Source organism: Janthinobacterium sp. PSPC3-1, assembly GCF_049896105.1.
Taxonomy (GTDB): Bacteria; Pseudomonadota; Gammaproteobacteria; order Burkholderiales; family Burkholderiaceae_D; genus Janthinobacterium.
Window position 1 is genome coordinate 88,856 of the sequence record NZ_JAFCTQ010000020.1, and the last position, 21,842, is coordinate 110,697.

The window sequence follows — 21,842 nt, forward strand, 5'->3', positions numbered from 1 at the left end:
GGTGATTTGGGTCTGTAATAAGTGAAAAGATCAATGGCAGGGCGCCGCGCCGCTGTCGGGCGCCGGCCGGGCGACTGTGCCGTCGTCCGGCACGGCCAGGTATTGCCAGCTGTAGCCGGCCTCGTGCAGGCGCAGCTTGAGCACGCCATGGCTGCTGTTGTCGCGCACTTCGCTGTGCGGCATGAAATAAAAGAAGGGCGTCAGAAAGGCGCCGCCGGTGCCGATCACGAACTGGCGCAGGCCGCGTGCCTGGTCGACGTTGCCGCTGGCGTCCTGCGGCGCGAAGCGCTCGTAATCGTGGTCGTGGCCCGACAGTACCAGTTCGGCGCCCGCCTCGTGCAGCGCCTGCCAGGCCGGCTGCATGGTCTTGGGCGCGCGGTGGCCGCCCGAGCTGTACAAAGGCGCATGCCAGTAGGCCAGGGTGCAGCGCGTGGGGTGGCGCGCCAGGTCGTCCTTCAGCCAGGCCAGCTGCTCGTCCAGCCGCGCGGCCGGCAAATGGCTGTTCAGCGAGATCACATGCCAGCTGCCCAATTGAAAACTGTAATAGTCGGGCCGGCCGAAATAGTCGACATAGCCGCTGGCCGACTTGGAACCGTAGTATTCATGGTTGCCGGGCGTGGGGTAGGTGCGTTCCTTGAAGCGGCCCCAGGTGGGGGCATAGCAATCGCGAAATTCCGCCGCCAGGCCCACCGGATAGGTATGGTCGCCCAGGCTCAGCACGGCTGCTTCCGGCTTGCCGGCCAGTTCGCCGGCGATCAGTTCAGCCGTCAGCGCCGCGCCCGTGTATTGCCAGCCGCGCTGGCGGCAATCGGCGATATCGCCTGCCGCGTAGACGGTGTAGGCGGGTCCGGCCAGGTAGGCGGGCGCCGTGGCGGGGGCGGACGGCGCGCCGGCGCAGCCCCATAACAGCAGCAAGGGCAGGCAGGCGGTAAACGGGCAGGACAGCGGGGAAGACAGGGTCATGGACGGAGTGGCGGCTGGCGATTGTTGAGAATAGTTGTTTTTTGTTCCGCAGGCAACCGCCCCCGGCCATGCCGGCAAGCAGCGCGCACTGGCGTTTTTACCACAACCCTTTGCAAAGATACCATGTGCACCAGGAAATCTGGTTATGATAAAGGGGAAGAATACCATTGATACAAAGCAATTTTTGTATGAAAAATCCACCCCAGAGTGTGAAAAGGTTGCCGTGCCGCTATCCAGCCTCGATAAAACCGATATTGACCGTCTCAATTTGCAGGGCCTGTCTTGCGTGGTGGGCAACCGCCGCCAGGCCAGGCGCCTGACGCAACTGGCGCTGGCCGCCGCCGAGCGCCAGCAGTATCCGCGCGGCCATGCGTATGCCGAACTCAATCAGTGCTGGCTGGCCTATTACGGCAGTGAAGCCGAACCGTCCAGCGCCGCGCTGCAGCAGTATTTTCACCAGTGCTATGACCTCGAAGGCAGCATGGAAGTGGCCGCGCTGCAGGGCGCCTACGCCAGCCGGCGCGGGGAATTTTCAGAAGCGGAACAGTTTTTCTTTCTGGCACGCAAGCTCGCCGCGCAGATTCCCGATTCCCTGCATAAATTCATGCTGTATGCGCGCCTGGGCGTCGACGCCCTGAACCGTGGCGACACGCAGGAGGGGCCGCGCAACTTTTTGCTGGCGCTCGATATCGCCGAGCGCTTCGGCACGCCCGCGCACCGTGTCAACAGCCTGTCGAACCTGGCCTCGTCGCAGCATGACCTGGGCAATGACGAAGATGCGATTCCCTTGCTGTACGAGGCGCTCGACATCATCGGCACGCAAAAGCTCAAATACCAGCACACCATCGTCTCGGCCAACCTGGCCATGTGTTTGCTGGCCACCGGCAAGCCGGCCGAGGCGCTGGCCCTGGTCGAACCGTTTTATGAGTGGCCCGAAGACGATCTGGCGATCCGCGCCTTTTTGTTTTGCATCGCCGCCCATGCCGCCATTTCGCTGCAGCAACCGGAAACGGCGCTGGAATTATTGCAGCGCGCCGAGCAATACGCGAAGCAGACGCAGGACCTGGAGGAGCAGATGCATGTGTGGCTGGTGCGCGGCAAGCTCGACTTGCACGCGGGCGACCCGGCCACCGCGCTGGTGTCATTGACGCAGGCACACAGCCTGCTCAGCTGGACACGCAATCCGTTTCACCAGCAGCAGATCCTGCGCGGCCTGTCCGACATCAACGCCCGGCTTGGCAACTGGCAGGACGCGTATGGTTTCCTGCAGCAGTATCACGCCGCCTTCGAAGCGAGCAGCCGTTCCGCGCGGGCCTCGCGCGTGCTGATGCGCAACCTGGAAAAAGAGATGCGCAACCTGAAGGCCGAGCGTGACAAGGCGCTGGAACTGCAGGCCGCGCGCGAATCGGAAAACGTCAAGCTCGAGCACCTGAACCGCGAACTGGCGCACCAGATCATGCATGTCAATTCGCTGCAGGACAGCCTGAAGGAACAGGCCATGCGCGACCACCTGACGGGCTTGTACAACCGGCGCCATTTCGAAAGCTGCCTGAACGCCATCTTGCACGAGGCCAATGGCGATGAACCGGTGGCCATCATCATCATCGACCTCGATTTCTTCAAGCGCATCAACGATACCTACGGCCACAACTTCGGCGACGAAGTGCTGATCCAGTTTGCGCGCCTGGTCGAAGGCCAGTTGCGCGGCAGCGACATGGTGTGCCGCTACGGCGGCGAGGAATTCTGTTTGCTGCTGCGCCAGGCCGACAGCCTGGTGGCGGCGCACAAGGTCGACGATATTGCCGCGCGCTACCGCCAGTTGCTGATCAAGCAGGCGCCGCATAGCTTGTCCGGCTGCACTTTTTCGGCCGGCATCGCCGAATACCCGCTGCACGGCGCCGGCCGCCACGAGTTGCTGCTGCGCGCCGACAGCGCCCTGTACGCGGCCAAGCAGGCCGGCCGCGACCGTTCCATGATCGCCAGGACTACGCCGTAAATTTCAGCAAGCCCCGCAAGGCATGCGCCACCGCCTGCTCGCGCACGGCCTGGCGGTCGCCGGCAAATGCCTGGCGTTCCGTCTGCACGGCGCCGGCGCTGGCCCAGCCGAAACACACCGTGCCCACCGGCTTGCCCGGTACGGCGCCGCCGGGGCCGGCAATGCCGGTGGTGGCCACGGCGACGTGCGCGCCGCTGTGGGCCAGCGCGCCGCGCGCCATGGCGGCGGCGACTTCCTCGCTGACGGCGCCGTGGCCGGCGATCAACTGCGCGGGCACGCCCAGCATCTCGGTCTTGGACAGATTGGTATAGGTGACGAAGCCGCGCTCGAACCAGGCGCTGGAGCCGGCGATGTCAGTGACCGCCTGGGCCACGCCGCCGCCGGTGCACGATTCGGCCGTGGCCAGCAGTTGCCCCTTGGCATGCAGGGCCTGGCCGACGTCGCGGGCCAAGTCAAAAAGATCGTTGTTCATGGGTGTGAAATAAGGTGGGCAGGTGCCGACTGTAGCACAGCGCACTGTGCCGAAAAAGGCGTACGCACGCCATGAAAGTTTCCCCTTTGACAGCGGATATGCGTACACTCATGATCAGGGATGCCGGTCGGCGACTGGCGCGCGATTTACCGCAACCATCTTTTTCTTGGCTGTCATCAACATGATCAGGCTGCGTTCGATTCGTCACAAACTGATGTCGATGGTGCTGCTCGGCACGCTGGTGGCGCTGTTCATTTCCCTCGCGGCCATCCTTGCTTATGAGGTGCACAGCGCACAGCGCAAGCTGTTCGCCGACTACCTGGCCATCGCGCTGGGCGTGACGGTGCTGGCGCTGCTGATGGCCTGGCTGCTGCTGGCCGAGGTCGAGCAGCGCACGCAGGCGCTGGAACGCTCGAATGGCGAACTGGCGCGCGAGGCGGAACAGCGCGCGCAGGCACAGCAGGAGGTAATGCGCCTGAACCAGGAACTCGAGGCGCGCGTGCATGAACGCACGCTGCAGCTGGAGCTGAAGAATGGCGAACTGGCGCTGGCGATGCACGAGGCGCGCAGCGCCAACCAGGCCAAGTCGGCGTTTGTGTCGTCGATGAGCCATGAATTGCGCACGCCGCTCAACGCCATCCTCGGCTTCGCGCAAATCCTCGGTTCCGACCGCCTGCCGTCGACCCTGGAGCAAAAGAAGGAGTTTGCCGGCCATATCCTGAAAGCGGGCCGCCACCTGCTGACACTGATCAATGAAATCCTCGACCTGGCCAAGGTGGAATCGGGCACGCTCAGCCTGTCGCTCGAACCGGTGGCCCTGCGGCCGCTGCTCGAAGAGTGCCGCCACATGACGGTGCCGCTGGCGGCCGGGCGCGGCATCGCCATGGCGTTCGCCGACGATTGCCGCCTCAGCGTGCAGGCCGACCGCACGCGCCTGAGGCAGATCCTGCTGAACCTGCTGTCGAACGCCATCAAGTACAACCGCGACCAGGGTAGCGTGAACGTCGACTGCGCGCTGCAGGTGGACGGGCGGGTGCGCATCAGCGTGCGCGATACGGGCATGGGCCTCGACAACGCCCAGCAGGCGCTGCTGTTCCAGCCGTTCAACCGCCTGGGGCAGGAGGGCGGCGCGCAGGAGGGCAGCGGCATCGGCCTGGTGGTCACCAAGCGCCTGGTGGAACTGATGGACGGCGGCATCGGCGTGGCCAGCCTTCCGGGCGCCGGCAGCACTTTCTGGATCGCGCTGCGCGCCGCCGACGCCGTGCCGGCACCGGCCGTTGCCGGCCAGCCGTTGAACGAGGTGACCTTGCTGTACGTGGAAGACAACAAGCCGCTCGATGTCGACGCATTCAATCACGCCGTCCACGGCGCGCCGGACCATATTGCGAGGGAACGCCAGCCGGGAGCGGGCGCATGATCAGCCAGGCCGATATCCATGGCGCGCGCATCCTGATCGTCGACGACCAGGAAGTCAATCTGCGCCTGCTGGAACACCTGCTGGAAAGCGGCGGCTACACCTCGCTCACCAGCACGGCCGATGCGCATGCCGTGGCCGCCTTGCACCAGCGCCACCAGTACGACCTGATCATTCTCGACCTGGTGATGCCGGCCATGAGCGGCTATGCGGTGATGGAGGCGCTGCGCCCGCTGGAACGCGAAGGCTACCTGCCGGTGCTGGTGATCACGGCCGACCCCGGCGCCAGGCTGGCGGCGCTGGAGGCGGGCGCGCGCGACTTCATCAGCACGCCCTTCGATGCGCTCGAAGTGCTGACGCGCATCCGCAACCTGCTTGAAGTACGGTTGCTGCACCGCGCCGCGCGCCATCATGGCGCCCGGCTGGAAAACCTGGCCAGCCAGCGCACGGCCGAGCTGCGGCGTTTTCGCGGCGCGATGGATGCGGCCAGCGACGCCATCTTCCTGGTCGACGTGTTCAGCATGGCGCTGGTCGATGTCAACGATGGCGCCTGCCGCCTGCTGGGCTTTGCGCGCGAAGAACTGCTGGCGCTGGCGCCCGGCGTGCTGCTGCCGGCGCCGCCCTTGCCGCTGTCCGGTTCGCCTGATGCGCCCGCCCACCTGGCGCTGGAGGCCGGCGAATGCGAGCTGCAACGGCGCGATCTGAGCCTGGTGCCAGTCGAATTGAAATGGTACTGGCATGCACAGGCCAGCGACGATGGCGGCGCCGGCGGCGGGCCGCTGCTGATCGCCGTGGCGCGCGATATCAGCGAGCGGCGCCAGGTGCAGGAGCGCCTGAAGCACCTGGCCCATTACGACAGCCTGACGGGCCTGCCGAACCGCGGCCTGTTCTACCAGACCCTGGCGCAGGCGGTCGAGCTGGCGCAGGAAAAATCGTGGCGCATCGTGGTGCTGTTCATCGCGCTGGACCGTTTTAAAAGCATCAACGACACCCTGGGCGCGGCCCTGGGCGACGAATTGCTGCGCCAGTTCAGCAACCGCCTGGTGGCCTGCGTGCGCCTGCGCGACACGGTCGGGCGCCTGGGCAACGATGAGTTCGCGCTGATTCTCACCATGAGCCGCAACCAGCAGGACGCGGTGGCGGTGGCCAACCAGGTGCGCGACACCCTGCGCGCGCCGTTCGACCTGAGCGGCCACGCGGCGACCCTGACGGCCAGCATCGGCATCGCCATGTATCCCGACGACGCGCAGGACCCGGAAACCCTGATCAAATATGCCAACACGGCGATGGGCGGCGCCAAGCAGGCCGGGCGCGATGGCTACCGTTTTTTCACGGCCGGCATGAACGTGCAGGTCCTGGCGCGGCTGGACCTGGAACTGGCGCTGCGCCATGCGCTCGAGCACGAGCAGTTCATCCTGCACTACCAGCCCAAGGTCGACCTGCGCACCGGCCGCATCAGCGGCGTGGAAGCCCTGCTGCGCTGGCGCCGTCCCGGCTACGGCCTGGTGGCACCGGCCGAATTTGTGCCGGTGCTGGAAGACACGGGCCTGATCGGGCGCGTGGGCGCCTGGGTGATCCAGGCCGCCTGCCGCCAGATCGCGCAGTGGCGCGACGAGGGCGTGGGGCCGGTGCGGGTGGCCGTCAATGTGTCGAGCCGCCAGTTTGCCGAAGGCGACCTGGAAGCCGAAGTGACGCGCGCGCTGGCGCGCTACCTGGTGCCGGCCGAACTGCTGGAACTGGAACTGACGGAAACGGCGCTGATGTCGAATGCCGAACGCACCATCGTCGTGCTGGGCAAGCTCAAGAAGATCGGCGTGAAGGTGGCCATCGACGACTTCGGCACCGGTTATTCCAGCCTGGCCTACCTGCAGCGCTTTCCGATCGACAAGCTGAAAATCGATATCGCGTTTGTCCGCAACATCACCAGCAGCCCCAACGACGCGGCCATCGCGCTGGCCATCATCAGCATGGCGCACAGCCTCAAACTGAGCGTGGTGGCCGAGGGCGTCGAATCGCGCCCGCAACTGGAATACCTGCGGCGCAACCGCTGCGACGAAATCCAGGGTTTTTATTTCAGCCGCGCGTTGCCGGCGCTGGAACTGGGCCAGATCATCGTCGCCGGCGCCGGCCTGCCGCCCGGCCACGACCCGGCCGCGCAGCCGGCGCAAACCCTGTTGATCGTCGACGAGGACGTCAATGTGCTGTCGTCGCTGCACCGCCTGTTCCGCCCCGACGGCTACCAGATACTGACGGCCAGCACGCCCGCCGAAGGCTTTGAGCTGCTGGCCCTGCACCGCGTGCACGTGATCGTCTGCGACCAGCGCATGCCGGGCCTGAGCGGCACCGAATTCCTCAGCAAGGTCAAGGAACTGTATCCGGAAACCATACGCATCATCCTGTCCGGCTACACGGGACTCGAAGCCGTGCTCGACTCTATCAACCGCGGCGCCATCTACCGCTTCTATACCAAGCCGTGGGACGACACCGAGCTGCGCGACAATATCCGGCTGGCGTTCCAGCATTACTGGATGGTCAACCAGCCGGGGGTGGGGCGTTCGCAACTGAGATAAACCAAGTGTGGCCCAGCAGTCGGACTGTTAAAATTGCTGTTTGCTTTCCTCAGTCTATCTGGAAGCATAGCCCGGTAAGCCAAGCCTATATGACACTTGTAAAACAACGTAGAAATGCCCAGCAACAGCTATCCCTGTCTGGTTTCGGTGATGCGACGGCGGTATTCCATGATGCTGCCGCACCCCGTAATGCTGATGAACGCGGCGCTATTTTTACGCGGCGGGTGGTCGTCGATTTTATTCTCGATCTGGTCGGTTATACCGCGGATATCGATCTGCACGAAGCTTCGCTGCTGGAGCCATCTTTTGGCGATGGCGATTTTCTTCTGCCGGCGATTGAGCGACTGCTGGCCGCACGTTTGCGAGCCCAACAGTCAGGCGTTCAAATTGGCTCGATTGATCATTGTATCCAGGCGGTCGAGCTGCATGCGGACAGCTATATGCTCACGCGAGACAAGGTGGTCGCCTTGCTGATACGCTCCCATTTTCCATTGGACGAAGCACAGCGTATTGCTCGGGTTTGGCTGGTACAGGGAGATTATTTACTGGCAGATATACCATCAGAGTTTGATTTTATCGTTGGCAACCCACCCTATGTACGGCAGGAGCTTATTCCTGCCCCTTTGCTGGAAGAATACCGCCGCCGCTACACGACACTGTACGACAGGGCTGACTTGTATGTGCCATTCATCGAACGCTCGCTTCACCTGTTGAAAGATCGAGGGCAATTGAGTTTTATCTGCTCGGATCGATGGATGAAGAACAAGTATGGCGGGCCATTGCGAGACCTGGTATCGCAGCAATTCCACCTGGGCGCGTATATCGATATGGTCGATGCCGATGCATTTCATTCAGAGGTGAGTGCCTATCCAGCTATTACAGTCATCTCAAGGAACCGTCCCGGTCCCACTCGTGTCGCCGATCGGCCCCAACTTGATCACGATTATTTGCGAACATTGGCGCTCGCTTTTCATTCTCCAGTACTGGCGGACACACTGATCCGTGAGATTACAGGCATCGTGTCGGGAAGCTCGCCTTGGATACTTGATTTGTCGGCTAAAACTCTTCTCATCAAGCGACTGGAAGCTGACTATCCGATACTTGAAGAGGTTGGTTGCAAGGTAGGAATTGGCGTTGCTACTGGCGCAGACAAGGCATTTATCGGTCAATTTTCTGAATTGGATGTTGAAGAGGATAGAAAGTTGCCTTTGGCAATGGCGAAGGACTTGGCAAGCGGTCATGTGGTCTGGCGCGGCTATGGTGTCATTAATCCGTTTACCGATGAAGGGCCTCTGGTCGACCTCGCCAAGTACCCCAAACTTCGCCGTTATCTTGAAGGCCATCGGCAACAGATCATGGGCAGGCATGTGGCGAAAAAGAATCCCGAAAACTGGTACAGGACCATTGATCGCATCACACCATCGCTGTCTTCGCGCCCCAAACTGTTGATTCCAGATATCCGTGGCGAAGCCCAGGTCGCATTTGAAAGCGGCAATCTTTATCCACATCATAATTTGTACTTTATTGTGTCGGATACCTGGGACCTGAGAGCATTGCAAGCGGTGCTGCTCTCCAGCATCACGCGTCTGTTCATCTCTACTTACTCAACGAAAATGAGGGGTGGGTATCTGCGATTCCAGGCGCAGTATTTGCGCAGGATACGTCTGCCAATATGGGACAGTATCTCGCCTGCCATGAGAGAGCGCCTGATCAACGCGGCCTCTGCCTTGGACATAGACGAATGCAATGAAGCGACAGCGGATCTGTACTCTTTAACCCAACAGGAGCGACACACTCTTGCACATTAATCGAAAGAACCATGGCTCTTGACCTTGCAAATTACCAACAAAAGGCGGCTGAATCCATTATGGCGTTTTGGGGCAATCGGGAGAAGGCCAGGCAAAAGCAAATCGAGGCCGGTATAAAAGATCAGGGCGAACGGGCTGGGGTTACCGGTGGCAAAAATCTTGATGACTTCGTGTCATTGATCCTGGATTTGGTTGCGGCCAACGGTTTGTCCGATGCGCAAGTTCATCAGCGATCTTCCCTGGTCACGCTCCCCGGCTATTTTCGGCCTACCAAGAAGTGGGATTTGCTGGTTATCCACCATGATCGGCTTGTCGCCGCGATTGAATTAAAGAGTCAAGTCGGCCCTTCATTTGGCAATAATTTTAACAATCGGACTGAAGAAGCGATAGGGACGGCACATGATATCTGGACTGCTTATCGGGAAAATGCGTTTGGCAAGCATCCCAAGCCTTTTGTCGGTTGGCTGATGGTGGTTGAGGATGCGCCCAAATCACGTTCTCCAGTAAGTGACAAATCTCGGCATTTTTCGGTTTTTCCAGAGTTTCTGGGAGCATCATATTTGAAGCGATACGATATCCTGTGCCAACGTCTGGTTCAGGAGCAGCTATACACTGCAGCCTCAGTTATTGCCACTCCAAAAGAGGCGATCAATACAGGTGCGTATGTGGATCTCTCGCAACTGACGAGTTTAAAGAATTTCATTACCTCTTTTGCCGGTCATATTGCCATGGAAGCGGCATCGGCAGCACCATAGAGGGATCCCCCGCAGACGATTCAATCGCTGAAATGATCAAACGAACTGAGCTTCAGATCCAGCGCCGCGCCGCTGGCATCCACCAGGCGCAAGCCGGGCCCGGCCTCGATGTGGCCCACGCGCGTGGCCTGCGTGCCACAGGCGATGGCCAGCGCGGCGATGGCGGCGCGCGATGCAACGGGCGCCGTGAAGCACAGCTCGTAATCGTCGCCGCCGGCCGCCGCGAACCGGCGGCGCAAACCGGTTTCCTGCAGTGCCAGGATGGGGCCGGCGGGCAGGGCGTCGACATCCAGCGTGGCGCCCACCTGCGACGCTTTCAAGATATGGCCAAGATCGCCCACCAGGCCGTCCGAGATATCGATGGCGGCGTGCGCCAGGCTGCCTTCGGCCAGGGCGCGGCCCAGCGCCACGCGCGGCGTGGGCGTGTGCATGCGCACCGCCGCGCTGGCCAGCTGGTCGGCGGACAAGGATTGTTCCATGCGGTAGCCGGCCAGCGCCAGGCGCGCGTCGCCGACGCTGCCGCTGATCCAGATATCGTCGCCAGCCACGGCGCGGCTGCGGCGCAGCGCCTGGCCGGGCGCCAGTTCGCCAAACACGGTGATGCAGATGTTCAAGGGCCCCTTGGTGGTGTCGCCGCCGATCAGTTCGCAATCATGGGCGTCGGCCAGCGCAAACAGGCCTTCGGCAAAGCCGGCCAGCCAGGCGCGGCTCGCTTGCGGCAAGGCCAGCGCCAGGGTAAATGCCACCGGGCGCGCGCCCATGGCGGCCAGGTCCGACAGGTTCACCGCCAGGCTTTTATGGCCGAGTTTACGCGGGTCGGCGCCAGCAAAAAAATGCCGGTCTTCCACCAGCATGTCCGAGGAAATCGCGATCTGCTTGCCTGGCGAGGGCGTCAGCAGGGCGCAGTCGTCGCCGATGCCCAAGGTGGCGCGGCCAGGGCGCTGGCGCACGAAATACTGTTTGATCAGGTCGAATTCGGAAAGGTTGTCGGGCTGGGCCATGGTCGATTGCAATAGTGTGCCGGGACTCGATTATAGGCTGGCCTACAATGCCCATCGTTTCCATTTTTTCTGGCGCCAGGATGACCACTCCCGATATCCATGCCGTGTTGCTGTCGTATGTGCGCGATGGCGTGCTGCGCGACCCCGCCGTGATGGGCTTGCGCAGTTTTGCGCGCGAGGAACTCGAAGCGCGCGGTTTTGACGCCTGCGGCAATCCGGCACAGATCTGCCTGTACGAAGAGCAGCGCCGTTTCCGGCGCGCGGGCAGGGCGGTGCAGCTTGCATGCAAGGTGTTTCTCGCGCAGGGCCGCTGGTGCGCGAATGGCCTGGAACTGGGCTATCAGGTCAGGCTGGCGGGCGTGCTGCGCGCCGTGGGCAAGCCAGCCATGCCGGCGTTCAGGGTGCTGCTGCGGCGCGACGCGCACTGTGGCGCGCTGCTGTTCGACAACGGCCTGGTGCTGCGGTTCGCGGCCAATCTGCGCGGCGCGCCACGCCATTATTTCCTGACCCATGTCGAAGGGCATGTGCCAGCGCCGGCCGGCGGCGAACCCGATCTGCGTGCGGCCAGCCAGGCGCCGCTCGACGCCCTGTACCACACCTGTACACCGGAGCAACTGCGGCGCCTGGCGCGCCGCGATCATGCGCCACTACAAGAGCTGATCCGCCTGCTGTCCTAGGCTTTTGCCTGCACCATTCCCTGCAGCAGCTTGTCCAGCAGCTGGCCCAGCTGGGTTTGTTCGCGCGTGGTCAATGCCGCCAGCATGCGCTGCTCGTTGGCCACATGCAGCAGCACCAGCTTGTCGATCAGTTCCTTGCCCTCGCTGGTGAGCGCCACCAGCACGCCGCGCCGGTCGGTCGGGTGTTTCTGCCGTTCGATCAGGCCGGCCGTTTCCAGCCGGTCGATGCGATTCGTCATGCCGCCCGACGACAGCATCGCCGCTTCGTACAGCGCCGTCGGCGTCAACGCATACGGCGCGCCAGAGCGTCGCAGGGTCGCCAGCACATCGAATTCGCCGGGCTGCAGGCCGTGTTCGGCAAACAGGGGATTGAGCCAGTCGCGCGCCATCAGCTGCGCCACCGTGCCCAGTTGCCCCACCACTTGCATGGCGCGGGTATCGAGTTGCGGCAATTCGCGCTGCCATTGTTCGGCCGCAAATCGGGCGCGCTGGTGTTCCTGCGGAGTGTCCGTCATGCCACCGCCTTTATCTTGACGTCGAGACTGTTTTTAATCTTCATGTTAAGATACTTTTCATCGAGTTAGTTTTCTTCAAATATTAAACCATGTGCCTCCCAGCGAGGCAAGGACTATCCATGTCATCGACACGCTACACGCCGCAGCCACCTTCCACGGCTATATTAGTGGCCGCCATCATTTTGCTCGGACTCAATCTGCGCCCCATCCTGGCCGCCATCGGTCCCTTGCTCGGTGTCATCCAGGCCAGCACCGGCATCAGCAGTGCCGATGCCGGCCTGCTGACCACCGTACCCGTGTTTGCGATGGGCGTGTGCGCGCTGGCGGGCGCGCAATTGCAGCGCCGGCTGGGCGTGGTGCGCGGCGTGGGGTTGGGCATCGCCATCATTGCGCTGGCCTGCGCCCTGCGCTGGCCCTTGCACGGCAGCGCCGGCCTGATCGCCACCGCCGCGCTCGGCGGCCTTGGCATCGCGCTGGTGCAAGCCCTGCTGCCAGCCTTTATCAAGCGCCACTTTCCCGAACGCGCCGGCCAGCTGATGGGGTTTTATACCACCGGCATCATGGGCGGCGCGGCGCTGGCCGCCGCCTCGGCCTCGCCGCTGGGGCAAACCCTGGGTTGGCAAGTGCTGCTGGCGCTGTGGGCGCTGCCGGCGCTGGCCGCGCTGCTGCTGTGGCGCCGCGCGGCGGGCCGCCGCCATGAAGTGCAAGCTGGCGCAGGCGCCAGCTTGCCGGTGGGCAGTGGGCGCGCCTGGCTGCTGATGCTGTTCTTTGGCATCGGCACCGGCGCCTACACCCTGGTACTGGCCTGGCTGCCGCCGTTTTATACCGAACTGGGCTGGAGTGCGTCGCACAGCGGCCTGCTGCTGGGCGCCCTGACCCTGGTGGAAGTGCTGGCCGGGCTGGTGGTCTCCAGCATCATCAACCGTTTTACGGACCGCCGTCCGCTGCTGCTGGCGGTGCTGCTGTCCGTGCTGCTGGGCCTGGCTTGCCTGATCGTGGCGCCCACGCTGCTGGCGATCCCCGCCGTGATACTGCTGGGCTGCGGCATCGGCGCGCTGTTTCCGTTGTCCCTGATCGTCAGCATGGACCATGTGACGGAGCCGGCCGGCGCCGGCGCACTGCTGGGCTTCGTGCAGGGGGGCGGCTATATCGTTGCCAGCGGCATGCCGTTTATTGCCGGCCTGATCCGTCAGCATAGCGCCAGCCTGGCCCAGGCGTGGATGGTGATGGCCGGTGGCGTGGTGTTGCTGCTGCTGATCGCGCTGCGCTTTGCGCCGGGTGGCAGGCTGCGCTAAGGTGCGCTAGTGTGCGCAGGCGAACCCACCCGAGCTGCTATATTTTGCAACTGGCCATACCGGGAGTCCATCGCGCATGAATATCGTCGACCATTATCTTGCCGGGCTGCGCCAGGCGCTGCCGCCGGTGCCACTGGCGCGGCTGGCCGGGGCGCGCGGTGCCAGCGCGGCGCAGCTGCAAAGCCTGTTGCAGGCGTTTCCGGACTGCCCCGCCAGCTTGCTGGCCTTATTGAGCCAGATCAACGGCACCCACTGGGACGATGATGACGATGGCGGCACGGCCGTGCTGGTGCTGGGCGCCGACGCCGCCATGGGCAGTTACCCTTATTTCCTGCGCTCGGTCGAACAGATACTGGAAGACCGGCAGATGTATCCCGACAGCATTGTCGAGATCCATGGCGACCCGCCGGGCGATGATGATGTCGTGCTCGACAGCCGCATCGATGTGCAGGCCAGCGGCAGAGAACGGCTGTGCTTTGCCCACTGCATGAACAATGGCGGCACCTCGATGCTGTATCTCGATTTTGCTCCTGCAGCCGGTGGCGTGATCGGGCAGCTCATCCGCTTCCTGCACGACCCCGATGAATACCGCGTGATTGCCGCCGGTTTTGATGATTACCTGCAATTGCAGATCCAACAGGAGTATGTCTTTGTCGACCCCGATCAATAAATCCGCCATCCTTGAACGTTATCTGGCTGGCGTGCGCGACGCCTTGCCGCAGGAAAGCCTGGACGAACTGGCGCTGGCCAGTGGCGCCAGCGCACAGCAGCTCGAACAGTTGCGCCAGGCCTACCCGCCATGCCCGGATACCTTGTTGCAGCTGCTGAGTATCTACAACGGCACCTATCATGAGAAATATGCTGGCGGCACGGTGTCGGTGTATCTGCTGGGCTCGGATGCGTACGAGTATCCGTACTATCTGAGCTCGGTCGAGCAGATCCTCGAAGACCAGCAATCGCGCCAGCGCAGTATCGCCGATATCTATGGCCATTACCTCGAGGAAGATCCCTGCATAGTCGACGCGCGCATCGACGTGACCATCAAGCAGGGCCAGCGGCTCTGTTTTTCGCACTGCATGAACAACGGCGGCAGTTCCCTGCTGTATATCGATTTCAACCCGTCTGCTTCAGGCAAAGTGGGGCAGGTGGTGCGCTTCATGCACGACCCCGACAACTACCAGGTCATCGCCGACAGTTTTGACGACTACCTGCAGCTGCTGATTGATGAGGACTATGGTTTTTTGAGCGAAGACAATTTCGAGTAAGGTGATTTTTCATCGTCAAAAATTATCGATATTCAAAAATCGATAGTTTTTGACGCCAATCCGGTTTGCGCCGACCGTGACCTTTACAATGGCGGGTTATGCGCTTTCGTGATATCAGACTATGCTTGCGGAAAATACCTAGCTAATTGAAAGTATCGGTCTGATAAAATCGCGAACACCCCGATCGACCAAACAGGAAGGCAGCACAGCATGGATTCGTCATCTGATAAAAAAGAAGAATTGCGTCAACAATTGCGCCTCGCCGCACTCGAGTATCACGAGTGCCCGCGACCAGGCAAGATCAGCGTGACGCCTACCAAGACACTGACCAACCAGCGCGACCTGGCGCTGGCCTATTCGCCCGGCGTGGCTGCGCCCTGCGAAGAAATCGTCATCGATCCGGCCAACGCCTACAAATACACGGCGCGCGGCAATCTGGTGGCCGTGATCACCAACGGCACGGCCGTGCTGGGCCTGGGCAATATCGGTCCGCTGGCCGCCAAGCCGGTAATGGAAGGCAAGGGCGTGCTGTTCAAGAAGTTCGCCGGCATCGACGTGTTCGACATCGAAATCAACGAACTGGACCCGGATAAACTGGTCGACATCATCGCGTCGCTGGAACCGACCTTCGGCGGCATCAACCTGGAAGACATCAAGGCGCCCGAGTGCTTCTATATCGAGCGCCAGCTGCGCGAGCGCATGAAGATTCCCGTCTTCCATGACGACCAGCACGGCACCGCCATCATCGTCGGCGCGGCCATCCTGAACGGCATCCAGTATGTCGGCAAGGACATCAAACACTGCAAACTGGTGGTCTCGGGCGCCGGCGCTGCGGCATTGGCCTGCCTGGACCTGATCGTCGACCTGGGCTTCCCGCTTGAAAACATTTTCGTCACCGACCTGGCCGGCGTGGTCTACAAGGGCCGCACCGAGCTGATGGACCCGGACAAGGAGCGTTTCGCGCGCGACACCCCGGCCCGTACCCTGGCCGAAGTGATCCCCGACGCCGACATCTTCCTCGGCCTGTCGGCCGGCGGCGTGCTGAAACAGGACATGGTCAAGACCATGGCCAAGAACCCGCTGATCCTGGCGCTGGCCAACCCGAATCCGGAAATCCTGCCCGACGACGTGAAAGCCGTGCGCGGCGACGCCATCATCTGCACCGGCCGTTCGGATTACCCGAACCAGGTCAACAACGTGCTGTGCTTCCCCTACATTTTCCGTGGCGCCCTCGATTGCGGCGCGACCACCATCACGCGCGAAATGGAAATTGCCGTGGTGCACGCGATCGCCGAACTGGCGCACGCCGAGCAGTCCGACATCGTCGCCACCACCTATGGTTTCACCAGCCTGTCGTTCGGCCCGGAATACCTGATCCCGATGCCGTTCGATCCGCGTTTGCTGATCAAGATCGCGCCGGCGGTGGCCAAGGCGGCCGAAGATTCGGGCGTGGCGACGCGTCCGATCAAGGACCTGCAAGCGTACGCCGACAGCCTGCAGCAATTCGTCTATCGCAGCGGCACCTTCATGAAGCCGCTGTTCCAGGTGGCCAAGAAAACCGCGAACGAACTCAAACGCATCGTCTACGCCGAAGGCGAAGAAGAGCGCGTGTTGCGCGCGGTGCAAGTGGTGGTCGACGAGAAACTGGCGCGTCCGATCCTGGTGGGCCGTCCGGCCGTGCTGGAAACGCGGATCCAGAAGTTCGGCCTGCGGCTGAAGCAAGGCGTCGACTTCGACATCATCAACCCGGATTTCGACGAGCGCTACCGCGATTACTGGACCACGTATTACGAGATGACCAGCCGCAAGGGCGTCACCGAGGAATACGCCAAGCTGGAAATGCGCCGCCGCCACAGCCTGATCGGCTCGATGATGATACACAAGGGGCACGCCGACGGCATGATCTGCGGCACCTTCGGCACCACCCAATTGCACCTGAAATATATCGACCAGGTGCTGGGCAAGCGCGCCGGCAGCAATGTCTACGCCGCCATGAACGTGCTGATCATGCCCGAGCGCCAGCTGGTGATGGTCGACACCCACGTCAATGAAAACCCGGACGCGGATCAATTGGCCGAGATCACCATCATGGCCGCCGAAGAGATGACCCGTTTCGGCTTGTCGCCGCGCGCGGCATTGTTGTCGCACTCGAACTTCGGTTCCAGCGACAGCGCCTCGGCGCAGAAGATGCGCGCCGCGCTGGCGATCATCAAGGAACGCGCGCCGGACCTGGAAATCGACGGCGAAATGCACGGCGACACGGCTTTGGACAGCAAGCTGCGCCACAAGCTGATGCCGAACTCGGACCTGAAGCACGACGCCAACCTGCTGGTGATGCCGAATATCGAGTCCGCCAACATCGCCTACAACCTGGTGAAAACCGCCGCCGGCAACGGCATCGCGGTCGGCCCTATCCTGCTCGGCTGCGCCAAGCCGGTGCACATCCTGACGCCATCGGCCACCGTGCGCCGCATCGTCAACATGACGGCGCTGTGCGTGGTCGATGCGGTAGCGCAACGACTGTAATGTCCTGAGCGGTCCTGCCGCCTGAAAGCCGCTCCATCCGCAAGGAGGGGCGGCTTTTTTACATCGGCGGCATGGTCATGGGCATCGCCGTGGCGGGCGGATAACGGCGCAGGTAATAGTGGCGGTACAGCATGATTTCGCCCCATACCAGCAGCAGCGCCAGCAGCAGGAACAGGCCGATCGTGAGCTTGAGCGAATTGAAATAGGCACTGGCCTGGCGCCCGATGGCGTCGACAAAGACCAGTGGCAGGGATTTGTCGAGCTTGCTTAAGTCACGCAGGTCGGAACCCTTCAACGTTTCGCCCAGTACGCCGACCCTGCTCACCAGTTGCGCCTGCAGTACCTCGGTCAGCAACACGCTGCCACGGCGCAAGGTGAATTCATTGATCCAGCGCGCCTTGCTGCGCTCCCAGTAATCATCCGACACCGGTTTGTAGTACATGCTTTGCACCAGGGGCTCGATCAGGCTGCGCATGCTGACCGGCTGGTCCGGGGCGATCAGCTTGACCCGCTGTTCGAGATAGAGGCGCAGCACCGGCGCATGGGCTTCGAATACCGGCTGCAGATCGCGCACCAGGGCCTGGTTGACCAGGCGATGCACGCTGTGCACGGCGCCAAACGCGCCGCCGAGCAGCGGCAGCGCCACCAGGATCAGCACATAGCTGAGTTTGGCTGCCACATGCCAGGCGGGCGGACGGCGCACCAGCAGGCATTTTTTGGCCAGCTGGTAGCAGATGATCACGGCCACTACAAAGCCGAGCACGCCATACAGCAGCATCCACGGCAGGGCGGTCCACAGCAGTTCGCTACCGAACGGCAGCAGGCTGCTGCTCCATTTTGCCAGTTCTTCGTTCATGCGCGCCGCCTCGATATGAATAAACGGGCAAGTATATCCATTCTGCAACTCTGTGTAGCGCGCTTGATGCCGGCAAGATCAATGCGCCATCAGCACCGGCACCGTCATCTGCCGCAGCACGGTTTCGGTCACGCCACCGAGCAGGATTTCGCGGAAGCGCGAATGGCCGTAGCCGCCCATCACCAGCAGGTCGGCCCCGGTTTCCGCCGCCATCGACAGCAGCGCGCCGCCGATGTCGCCGGTGGTGACGGCCTGGCGTACCTCGACCGGCACGCCATGGCGGCTCAGGTATGCGGCGATATCGGCGCCCGGATGGCGCGCCGGCTGGACGTGGCCGGCCGGCGGATGCAGCAGCGCCAGCACCACCAGGCGCGCGCGGCGCAGCAGCGGCAGCGCATGGCCGATGGCGCGCGTCGCTTCCATGCTGCCATCCCAGGCCACCACCACGGTGTCGCCCGTCCGCGGGAATTGGCCGCTGTGCGGTATCACCAGCACCGGCCGCGCCGCATTGAGCATCACGTAGGGTACCAGGTCGCTCATCGCGCCGGGCAGCGCTTCGCTGTCGTCGTGCTGGCTCAGCACCGTCAGGTCGCTGTAGCGCGCGCTGACGGCCATGCCGCCGTCTTCGTCGTCTTCGATCAGGCGCTGTTCGAGCGAGGCCACGCCGGCCTTGCGTGCCTGGGTTTCAAAGCGCGTCAACGCCAGCTCGGCCTTGCCACGCAGCGCCGCGATCTGTTCCGCCACGGCGCCGCCGTGCATGCCGCGCGTGTGTTGCAGATAGAAGCGCGATACGCCGGTCATTGCCGCACCGATCAGGTGGGCTTCGTGAGTGTGCGCCAGCGTGGCGGCAATGGCGATGCGTTGCGGGGCGTGGCGCGACAGGTCGGCGTGGACCAGGATGGATTGGTAAGCCATGGTTTCCTCGTGGATGGACGATGGCAGACAGGCTAGGACGGGGCGGGAGCCAAGTCCAGCAATCGCGACGAAAACGGGCGATGGTTTGTGCTGGACTTGATGTGCATCAAAAATGACGGCGCGGTATGCTCAGTTGAAGGGCGACAGGTCCAGCCACACGGCGTACGACAGGCGCTTGCCATTCCATAGCCCGCCGCCGCGGATCACGGCGTCGCACGAGGTCAGCTGGCCGGCCAGGTCCTGGTGGCCCAGGTTGCGGTGCAACTTCAACGCATCGTTGTGCGCCAGGTAGCCCACCAGCAAGCCATCGATGAAGACGGCGATGGCCTTGTCCTGGAACGGGTTGGCGTCGTCGCACACCAGCAGCGCCAGGCATTTTTCATCGGCATTGCCGGGACCATGCTCGCCGGCCAGCCTGGCGATCGCCGGCTGGTACATCGCATCGTTTTCCACTTCCGACGCATAGCGGCCGCCATCGCTCCAGTGGTGGCTTGGTGCGCCGGGCGGTATTGCCGGCACGTACTCGCGGATCGACAGCAGCGCCTTGTTCAGCGGCTTGACGGGCGTGCGGTCGCTGAAGACGTAGTACAGCAGGGCGATGACGGCCGCAATGGCGAGCAGGTAAAGCATGGTATCTCTCTGAATTCTAGGGTGGGGGTGCTGGCGGTGGCACTGTGTTGCCGACACTATAGCAAGCCGTCCCCTCGGCCGCCATGCCTGATATTAGCGCTTGATCGCCATGCCCACCGACTTTGGTGCCGTGTGGGTGAAACCGAACTGCGCGTACAGGTCCTGCGCCTGGCCGTCGGCGATCAGGCTGACATAGGCGCTGACCGGCACCTGCTGTTCGATGTACTGCATGATCTCGCGCATGATCAGCTTGCCCAGTCCACGGCCCTGGTGCGCCGGCAGCACGGCGATATCGACCACCTGGTAAAAGCAGCCGCCGTCGCCGATGATGCGGCCCATGCCGACGATCTCGTCGCCGTGCAGCACTTGCACCGCAAATAAAGAGTTGGGCAGTCCCCTGGCCGCCGCTTCCGCCTTCTTGGGGCTGAGGCCGGAAACACTGCGCAGATGGCAATAGGTGGCAACGTCGGGAATCGCAAGGCGGGTGGTGTAGGGCGTGGACAAGGCAAACTCCGGCAATGAGTAGAGAGAGGCAATTATAAATGCGCCTGTTCGGCAATCGCCAATTGCGCTATGGTGGCGCCATTCCCTTGATGAAAGCACGCCATGTCCGCAGGATTTACCGCCACCGAATTGTCCGTCCTTGAACAGGACGACGCCCTGATCACCACCCTGGCCGCACCGACGGCCAAGGGTGAACCCGTGTACCTGATGTTCCAGCGCGCCGATGAGTACGATGAACAGGACGTGTCGCTCGGCATGGACGAGCCGTATATCGAATACTGCGGCCAGGAATTTTCCTGGTACGGCCATATGCACGCCGTGATCCTGCACGCCAACCGCCTGTCGGTGCAGATGGACGCCGAGGCCGCCATGCAGATGGACGACGACGGCCAGATCGACGTACGCTTCAACCTGTCTCCCGAGAAATATGCGCGCCTGCAGCAGGCGCTGCGCACCACCTTCGACGGCTGCGAATATTATCGCGAAGAAGCCTGACGCTTCAGTTACGCACCACTTCGAGCGAACGGAACAAGCGGTGCAGCGGCCCCTGCCGCGCGCTGGACGCTTCCTGCACCGTGGCCATCAGGGCCGCGATAAAGTCGCCGATGCTGCCGTTGACCGGCGTGTTCTTGCGCGTCAGATAGCTGGTGATATTGTCCGGAATCGACTCGCGCAGGGCCAGCGGCACGATGGCGTGCCGTTCGCGCAGCGCTTCGATCAGCGGCCACGGCAGGATAGACAGGATGTCGCTGTCTTCCACCAGGCTGAGCGCCATCATGGCCGAACGCGCGTAATGAATGCGGCCGGCCGGCAGTTGCCCGTCCGCCGCCCGGTAATGCTCGATGAAAAACTCGCGCAGCGGCGCCTTGTACTGATCGATGTCGTGGCTCAGTATCCACGATTGTCCGGCCAGCACCGCCAGTGAACGGGCGCTCTGGTACGGGTGGCCGGCGCGGCACACCACCGCCTGGCCGTAGGCAAACAGGGGACGGCTGGCCAGCTCGCCGGCGCCATCGTCGGCCGGCGCCAGGCCGATCGCCAGGTCGATGCTGCCCTCCCGCAATGCCGCATAGGTGGTGCCCACGGTTTCGTGGAAATGCAGGCTGATGTCGGGCCGCTTCTGCACGAAGCGGCGCATGGTCGGCGCCAGCAGCGTATTGGCAAACCACGGCGTGACGCCCACCGACAGCCGGGTTTCCGTATGGCTTTGCAGGCGGTTCAGTTCGCGCATCGCCAGCTCCATTTCACCGACGATCAATCGCGCCCGTACCAGCAGCGCGCGCCCGCCTTCGGTCAGCGTCAGCCCCTGCGATTGGCGCTCGCACAGCCGCATGCCGGCCGTGTTTTCCAGTTCCTGCAAGCCCTTGCTGACGGCCGCCGCCGATACCCCCAGCGCCAGGCCGGCCAGGCGCAGGCTGCCCTGTTCCGCAATCGCGATCAGGTACTGCAGTTGTTGTAGTTTGAAGTCGGATGAACGGGTCATGGTCAGCTCGGTTGTGTATCGATAGTGCGGGTCGCGTGGAACAGCATGGCCGGCCTGCACCAGAAAAGTGCACGGTGGCCGTGGTTCAAACCATAGGCCGTCATGTCAAGATTTGCTTGACCCCCTCCTGGCAAGGCCATGTTTGTGCCGTGTGTCGTGTTTCCTCCTGTGGCGCGCCGTGCCGGCGGCGCCGCCAA

Annotated in this window: 20 protein-coding genes; 11 read left to right on the forward strand and 9 right to left on the reverse strand. The window is 62.8% G+C overall.

Features of this window, described 5'->3' with window-relative positions; translation table 11 throughout:
* Nucleotides 1–30 precede the first annotated feature (30 nt).
* Nucleotides 31–963, reverse strand: coding sequence for a metallophosphoesterase family protein (locus tag ACP7B7_RS19985; RefSeq protein WP_426077819.1), 933 nt, complete (start codon nt 961–963; stop codon nt 31–33).
* A gap of 223 nt (nt 964–1,186) precedes the next feature.
* Here ACP7B7_RS19985 and ACP7B7_RS19990 point away from each other — a divergent pair, with 223 nt between their 5' ends.
* Nucleotides 1,187–2,959: a diguanylate cyclase gene (locus ACP7B7_RS19990; RefSeq protein WP_426077820.1), complete on the forward strand. Its 1,773-nt coding sequence runs from the start codon at nt 1,187–1,189 to the stop codon at nt 2,957–2,959.
* Here ACP7B7_RS19990 and ACP7B7_RS19995 read toward each other — a convergent pair.
* Nucleotides 2,949–3,431 (reverse strand): CinA family protein, encoded by a 483-nt coding sequence (locus ACP7B7_RS19995; protein ID WP_308924240.1) that lies wholly within the window; start codon nt 3,429–3,431, stop codon nt 2,949–2,951. The two genes, ACP7B7_RS19990 and ACP7B7_RS19995, sit on opposite strands and share 11 nt — an antisense overlap.
* 181 nt (nt 3,432–3,612) lie before the next feature.
* On the opposite strand from ACP7B7_RS19995, the gene ACP7B7_RS20000 reads away from it, so the two are divergent.
* The 4 genes from ACP7B7_RS20000 (at nt 3,613) to ACP7B7_RS20015 (ending at nt 9,978) form a co-directional block, all read left to right on the forward strand.
* Complete coding sequence (locus ACP7B7_RS20000; protein ID WP_426077821.1) at nt 3,613–4,848, forward strand: sensor histidine kinase; 1,236 nt, start codon at nt 3,613–3,615, stop codon at nt 4,846–4,848.
* Nucleotides 4,845–7,415, forward strand: a complete 2,571-nt coding sequence (locus tag ACP7B7_RS20005) for an EAL domain-containing protein (RefSeq protein ID WP_426077822.1) — start codon at nt 4,845–4,847, stop codon at nt 7,413–7,415. The genes ACP7B7_RS20000 and ACP7B7_RS20005 overlap by 4 nt, the downstream gene beginning before the upstream one ends.
* 89 nt (nt 7,416–7,504) lie before the next feature.
* Nucleotides 7,505–9,223, forward strand: a complete 1,719-nt coding sequence (locus tag ACP7B7_RS20010) for an Eco57I restriction-modification methylase domain-containing protein (protein WP_426077823.1) — start codon at nt 7,505–7,507, stop codon at nt 9,221–9,223.
* A gap of 11 nt (nt 9,224–9,234) precedes the next feature.
* Nucleotides 9,235–9,978, forward strand: coding sequence for a PaeR7I family type II restriction endonuclease (locus tag ACP7B7_RS20015; RefSeq protein WP_426077824.1), 744 nt, complete (start codon nt 9,235–9,237; stop codon nt 9,976–9,978).
* A gap of 20 nt (nt 9,979–9,998) precedes the next feature.
* On the opposite strand, the gene thiL is transcribed toward ACP7B7_RS20015, so the two are convergent.
* Nucleotides 9,999–10,979: a thiamine-phosphate kinase gene (gene thiL, locus ACP7B7_RS20020; RefSeq protein WP_426077825.1), complete on the reverse strand. Its 981-nt coding sequence runs from the start codon at nt 10,977–10,979 to the stop codon at nt 9,999–10,001.
* A gap of 80 nt (nt 10,980–11,059) precedes the next feature.
* On the opposite strand from thiL, the gene ACP7B7_RS20025 reads away from it, so the two are divergent.
* Nucleotides 11,060–11,656, forward strand: coding sequence for a hypothetical protein (locus tag ACP7B7_RS20025; protein WP_426077826.1), 597 nt, complete (start codon nt 11,060–11,062; stop codon nt 11,654–11,656).
* Here ACP7B7_RS20025 and ACP7B7_RS20030 read toward each other — a convergent pair.
* On the reverse strand, nt 11,653–12,171 hold the full coding sequence (locus ACP7B7_RS20030) for a MarR family winged helix-turn-helix transcriptional regulator (RefSeq protein WP_308924247.1): 519 nt from the start codon (nt 12,169–12,171) through the stop codon (nt 11,653–11,655). The genes ACP7B7_RS20025 and ACP7B7_RS20030 overlap by 4 nt on opposite strands.
* A 119-nt stretch (nt 12,172–12,290) precedes the next feature.
* Between ACP7B7_RS20030 and ACP7B7_RS20035 the strand changes: the two genes are divergently transcribed.
* The 4 genes from ACP7B7_RS20035 to ACP7B7_RS20050 all read left to right on the forward strand — a co-directional run bounded on the left by ACP7B7_RS20035 (nt 12,291) and on the right by ACP7B7_RS20050 (nt 17,257).
* On the forward strand, nt 12,291–13,466 hold the full coding sequence (locus tag ACP7B7_RS20035; RefSeq protein WP_426077827.1) for an MFS transporter: 1,176 nt from the start codon (nt 12,291–12,293) through the stop codon (nt 13,464–13,466).
* 76 nt (nt 13,467–13,542) lie between these two features.
* Nucleotides 13,543–14,136, forward strand: a complete 594-nt coding sequence (locus ACP7B7_RS20040; protein WP_426077828.1) for an SMI1/KNR4 family protein — start codon at nt 13,543–13,545, stop codon at nt 14,134–14,136.
* Nucleotides 14,117–14,731, forward strand: coding sequence for an SMI1/KNR4 family protein (locus ACP7B7_RS20045; RefSeq protein WP_308924250.1), 615 nt, complete (start codon nt 14,117–14,119; stop codon nt 14,729–14,731). The genes ACP7B7_RS20040 and ACP7B7_RS20045 overlap by 20 nt, the downstream gene beginning before the upstream one ends.
* A 210-nt stretch (nt 14,732–14,941) precedes the next feature.
* Entirely contained in the window at nt 14,942–17,257 is a 2,316-nt protein-coding gene (locus tag ACP7B7_RS20050; RefSeq protein ID WP_308924251.1) for an NADP-dependent malic enzyme, read from the forward strand.
* Between the two features lie 58 nt (nt 17,258–17,315).
* On the opposite strand, the gene ACP7B7_RS20055 is transcribed toward ACP7B7_RS20050, so the two are convergent.
* The 4 genes from ACP7B7_RS20055 to ACP7B7_RS20070 form a co-directional block, all read right to left on the reverse strand.
* Nucleotides 17,316–18,113, reverse strand: coding sequence for a hypothetical protein (locus ACP7B7_RS20055; RefSeq protein ID WP_426077829.1), 798 nt, complete (start codon nt 18,111–18,113; stop codon nt 17,316–17,318).
* Between the two features lie 78 nt (nt 18,114–18,191).
* A complete protein-coding gene (locus tag ACP7B7_RS20060; protein ID WP_426077830.1) occupies nt 18,192–19,028 on the reverse strand; it encodes a universal stress protein in 837 nt (278 codons plus the stop codon).
* A 129-nt stretch (nt 19,029–19,157) separates the two neighbouring features.
* The gene (locus ACP7B7_RS20065; RefSeq protein ID WP_426077831.1) at nt 19,158–19,658 is read right to left on the reverse strand and encodes a hypothetical protein; all 501 of its coding nucleotides are present in this window, start codon (nt 19,656–19,658) and stop codon (nt 19,158–19,160) included.
* A gap of 93 nt (nt 19,659–19,751) precedes the next feature.
* On the reverse strand, nt 19,752–20,162 hold the full coding sequence (locus ACP7B7_RS20070) for a GNAT family N-acetyltransferase (RefSeq protein WP_426077832.1): 411 nt from the start codon (nt 20,160–20,162) through the stop codon (nt 19,752–19,754).
* Nucleotides 20,163–20,264: 102 nt separating this feature from the next.
* On the opposite strand from ACP7B7_RS20070, the gene ACP7B7_RS20075 reads away from it, so the two are divergent.
* Complete coding sequence (locus ACP7B7_RS20075; protein WP_426077833.1) at nt 20,265–20,657, forward strand: Imm10 family immunity protein; 393 nt, start codon at nt 20,265–20,267, stop codon at nt 20,655–20,657.
* 4 nt (nt 20,658–20,661) lie between these two features.
* On the opposite strand, the gene ACP7B7_RS20080 is transcribed toward ACP7B7_RS20075, so the two are convergent.
* Nucleotides 20,662–21,645, reverse strand: coding sequence for a LysR family transcriptional regulator (locus ACP7B7_RS20080; protein WP_426077834.1), 984 nt, complete (start codon nt 21,643–21,645; stop codon nt 20,662–20,664).
* Nucleotides 21,646–21,842 lie beyond the last annotated feature (197 nt).

Excerpts from the sequence above, each read along its gene's own strand:
- ACP7B7_RS19985 (WP_426077819.1), bottom strand. The coding sequence starts at position 963 with ATGACCCTGTCTTCCCCGCTGTCCTGCCCGTTTACCGCCTGCCTGCCC.
- ACP7B7_RS19995 (WP_308924240.1), bottom strand. The coding sequence starts at position 3,431 with ATGAACAACGATCTTTTTGACTTGGCCCGCGACGTCGGCCAGGCCCTG.
- ACP7B7_RS20000 (WP_426077821.1), top strand. The coding sequence starts at position 3,613 with ATGATCAGGCTGCGTTCGATTCGTCACAAACTGATGTCGATGGTGCTG.
- ACP7B7_RS20005 (WP_426077822.1), top strand. The coding sequence starts at position 4,845 with ATGATCAGCCAGGCCGATATCCATGGCGCGCGCATCCTGATCGTCGAC.
- ACP7B7_RS20010 (WP_426077823.1), top strand. The coding sequence starts at position 7,505 with ATGACACTTGTAAAACAACGTAGAAATGCCCAGCAACAGCTATCCCTG.
- ACP7B7_RS20015 (WP_426077824.1), top strand. The coding sequence starts at position 9,235 with ATGGCTCTTGACCTTGCAAATTACCAACAAAAGGCGGCTGAATCCATT.
- thiL (WP_426077825.1), bottom strand. The coding sequence starts at position 10,979 with ATGGCCCAGCCCGACAACCTTTCCGAATTCGACCTGATCAAACAGTAT.
- ACP7B7_RS20025 (WP_426077826.1), top strand. The coding sequence starts at position 11,060 with ATGACCACTCCCGATATCCATGCCGTGTTGCTGTCGTATGTGCGCGAT.
- ACP7B7_RS20030 (WP_308924247.1), bottom strand. The coding sequence starts at position 12,171 with ATGACGGACACTCCGCAGGAACACCAGCGCGCCCGATTTGCGGCCGAA.
- ACP7B7_RS20035 (WP_426077827.1), top strand. The coding sequence starts at position 12,291 with ATGTCATCGACACGCTACACGCCGCAGCCACCTTCCACGGCTATATTA.
- ACP7B7_RS20040 (WP_426077828.1), top strand. The coding sequence starts at position 13,543 with ATGAATATCGTCGACCATTATCTTGCCGGGCTGCGCCAGGCGCTGCCG.
- ACP7B7_RS20050 (WP_308924251.1), top strand. The coding sequence starts at position 14,942 with ATGGATTCGTCATCTGATAAAAAAGAAGAATTGCGTCAACAATTGCGC.
- ACP7B7_RS20055 (WP_426077829.1), bottom strand. The coding sequence starts at position 18,113 with ATGAACGAAGAACTGGCAAAATGGAGCAGCAGCCTGCTGCCGTTCGGT.
- ACP7B7_RS20060 (WP_426077830.1), bottom strand. The coding sequence starts at position 19,028 with ATGGCTTACCAATCCATCCTGGTCCACGCCGACCTGTCGCGCCACGCC.
- ACP7B7_RS20065 (WP_426077831.1), bottom strand. The coding sequence starts at position 19,658 with ATGCTTTACCTGCTCGCCATTGCGGCCGTCATCGCCCTGCTGTACTAC.
- ACP7B7_RS20075 (WP_426077833.1), top strand. The coding sequence starts at position 20,265 with ATGTCCGCAGGATTTACCGCCACCGAATTGTCCGTCCTTGAACAGGAC.
- ACP7B7_RS20080 (WP_426077834.1), bottom strand. The coding sequence starts at position 21,645 with ATGACCCGTTCATCCGACTTCAAACTACAACAACTGCAGTACCTGATC.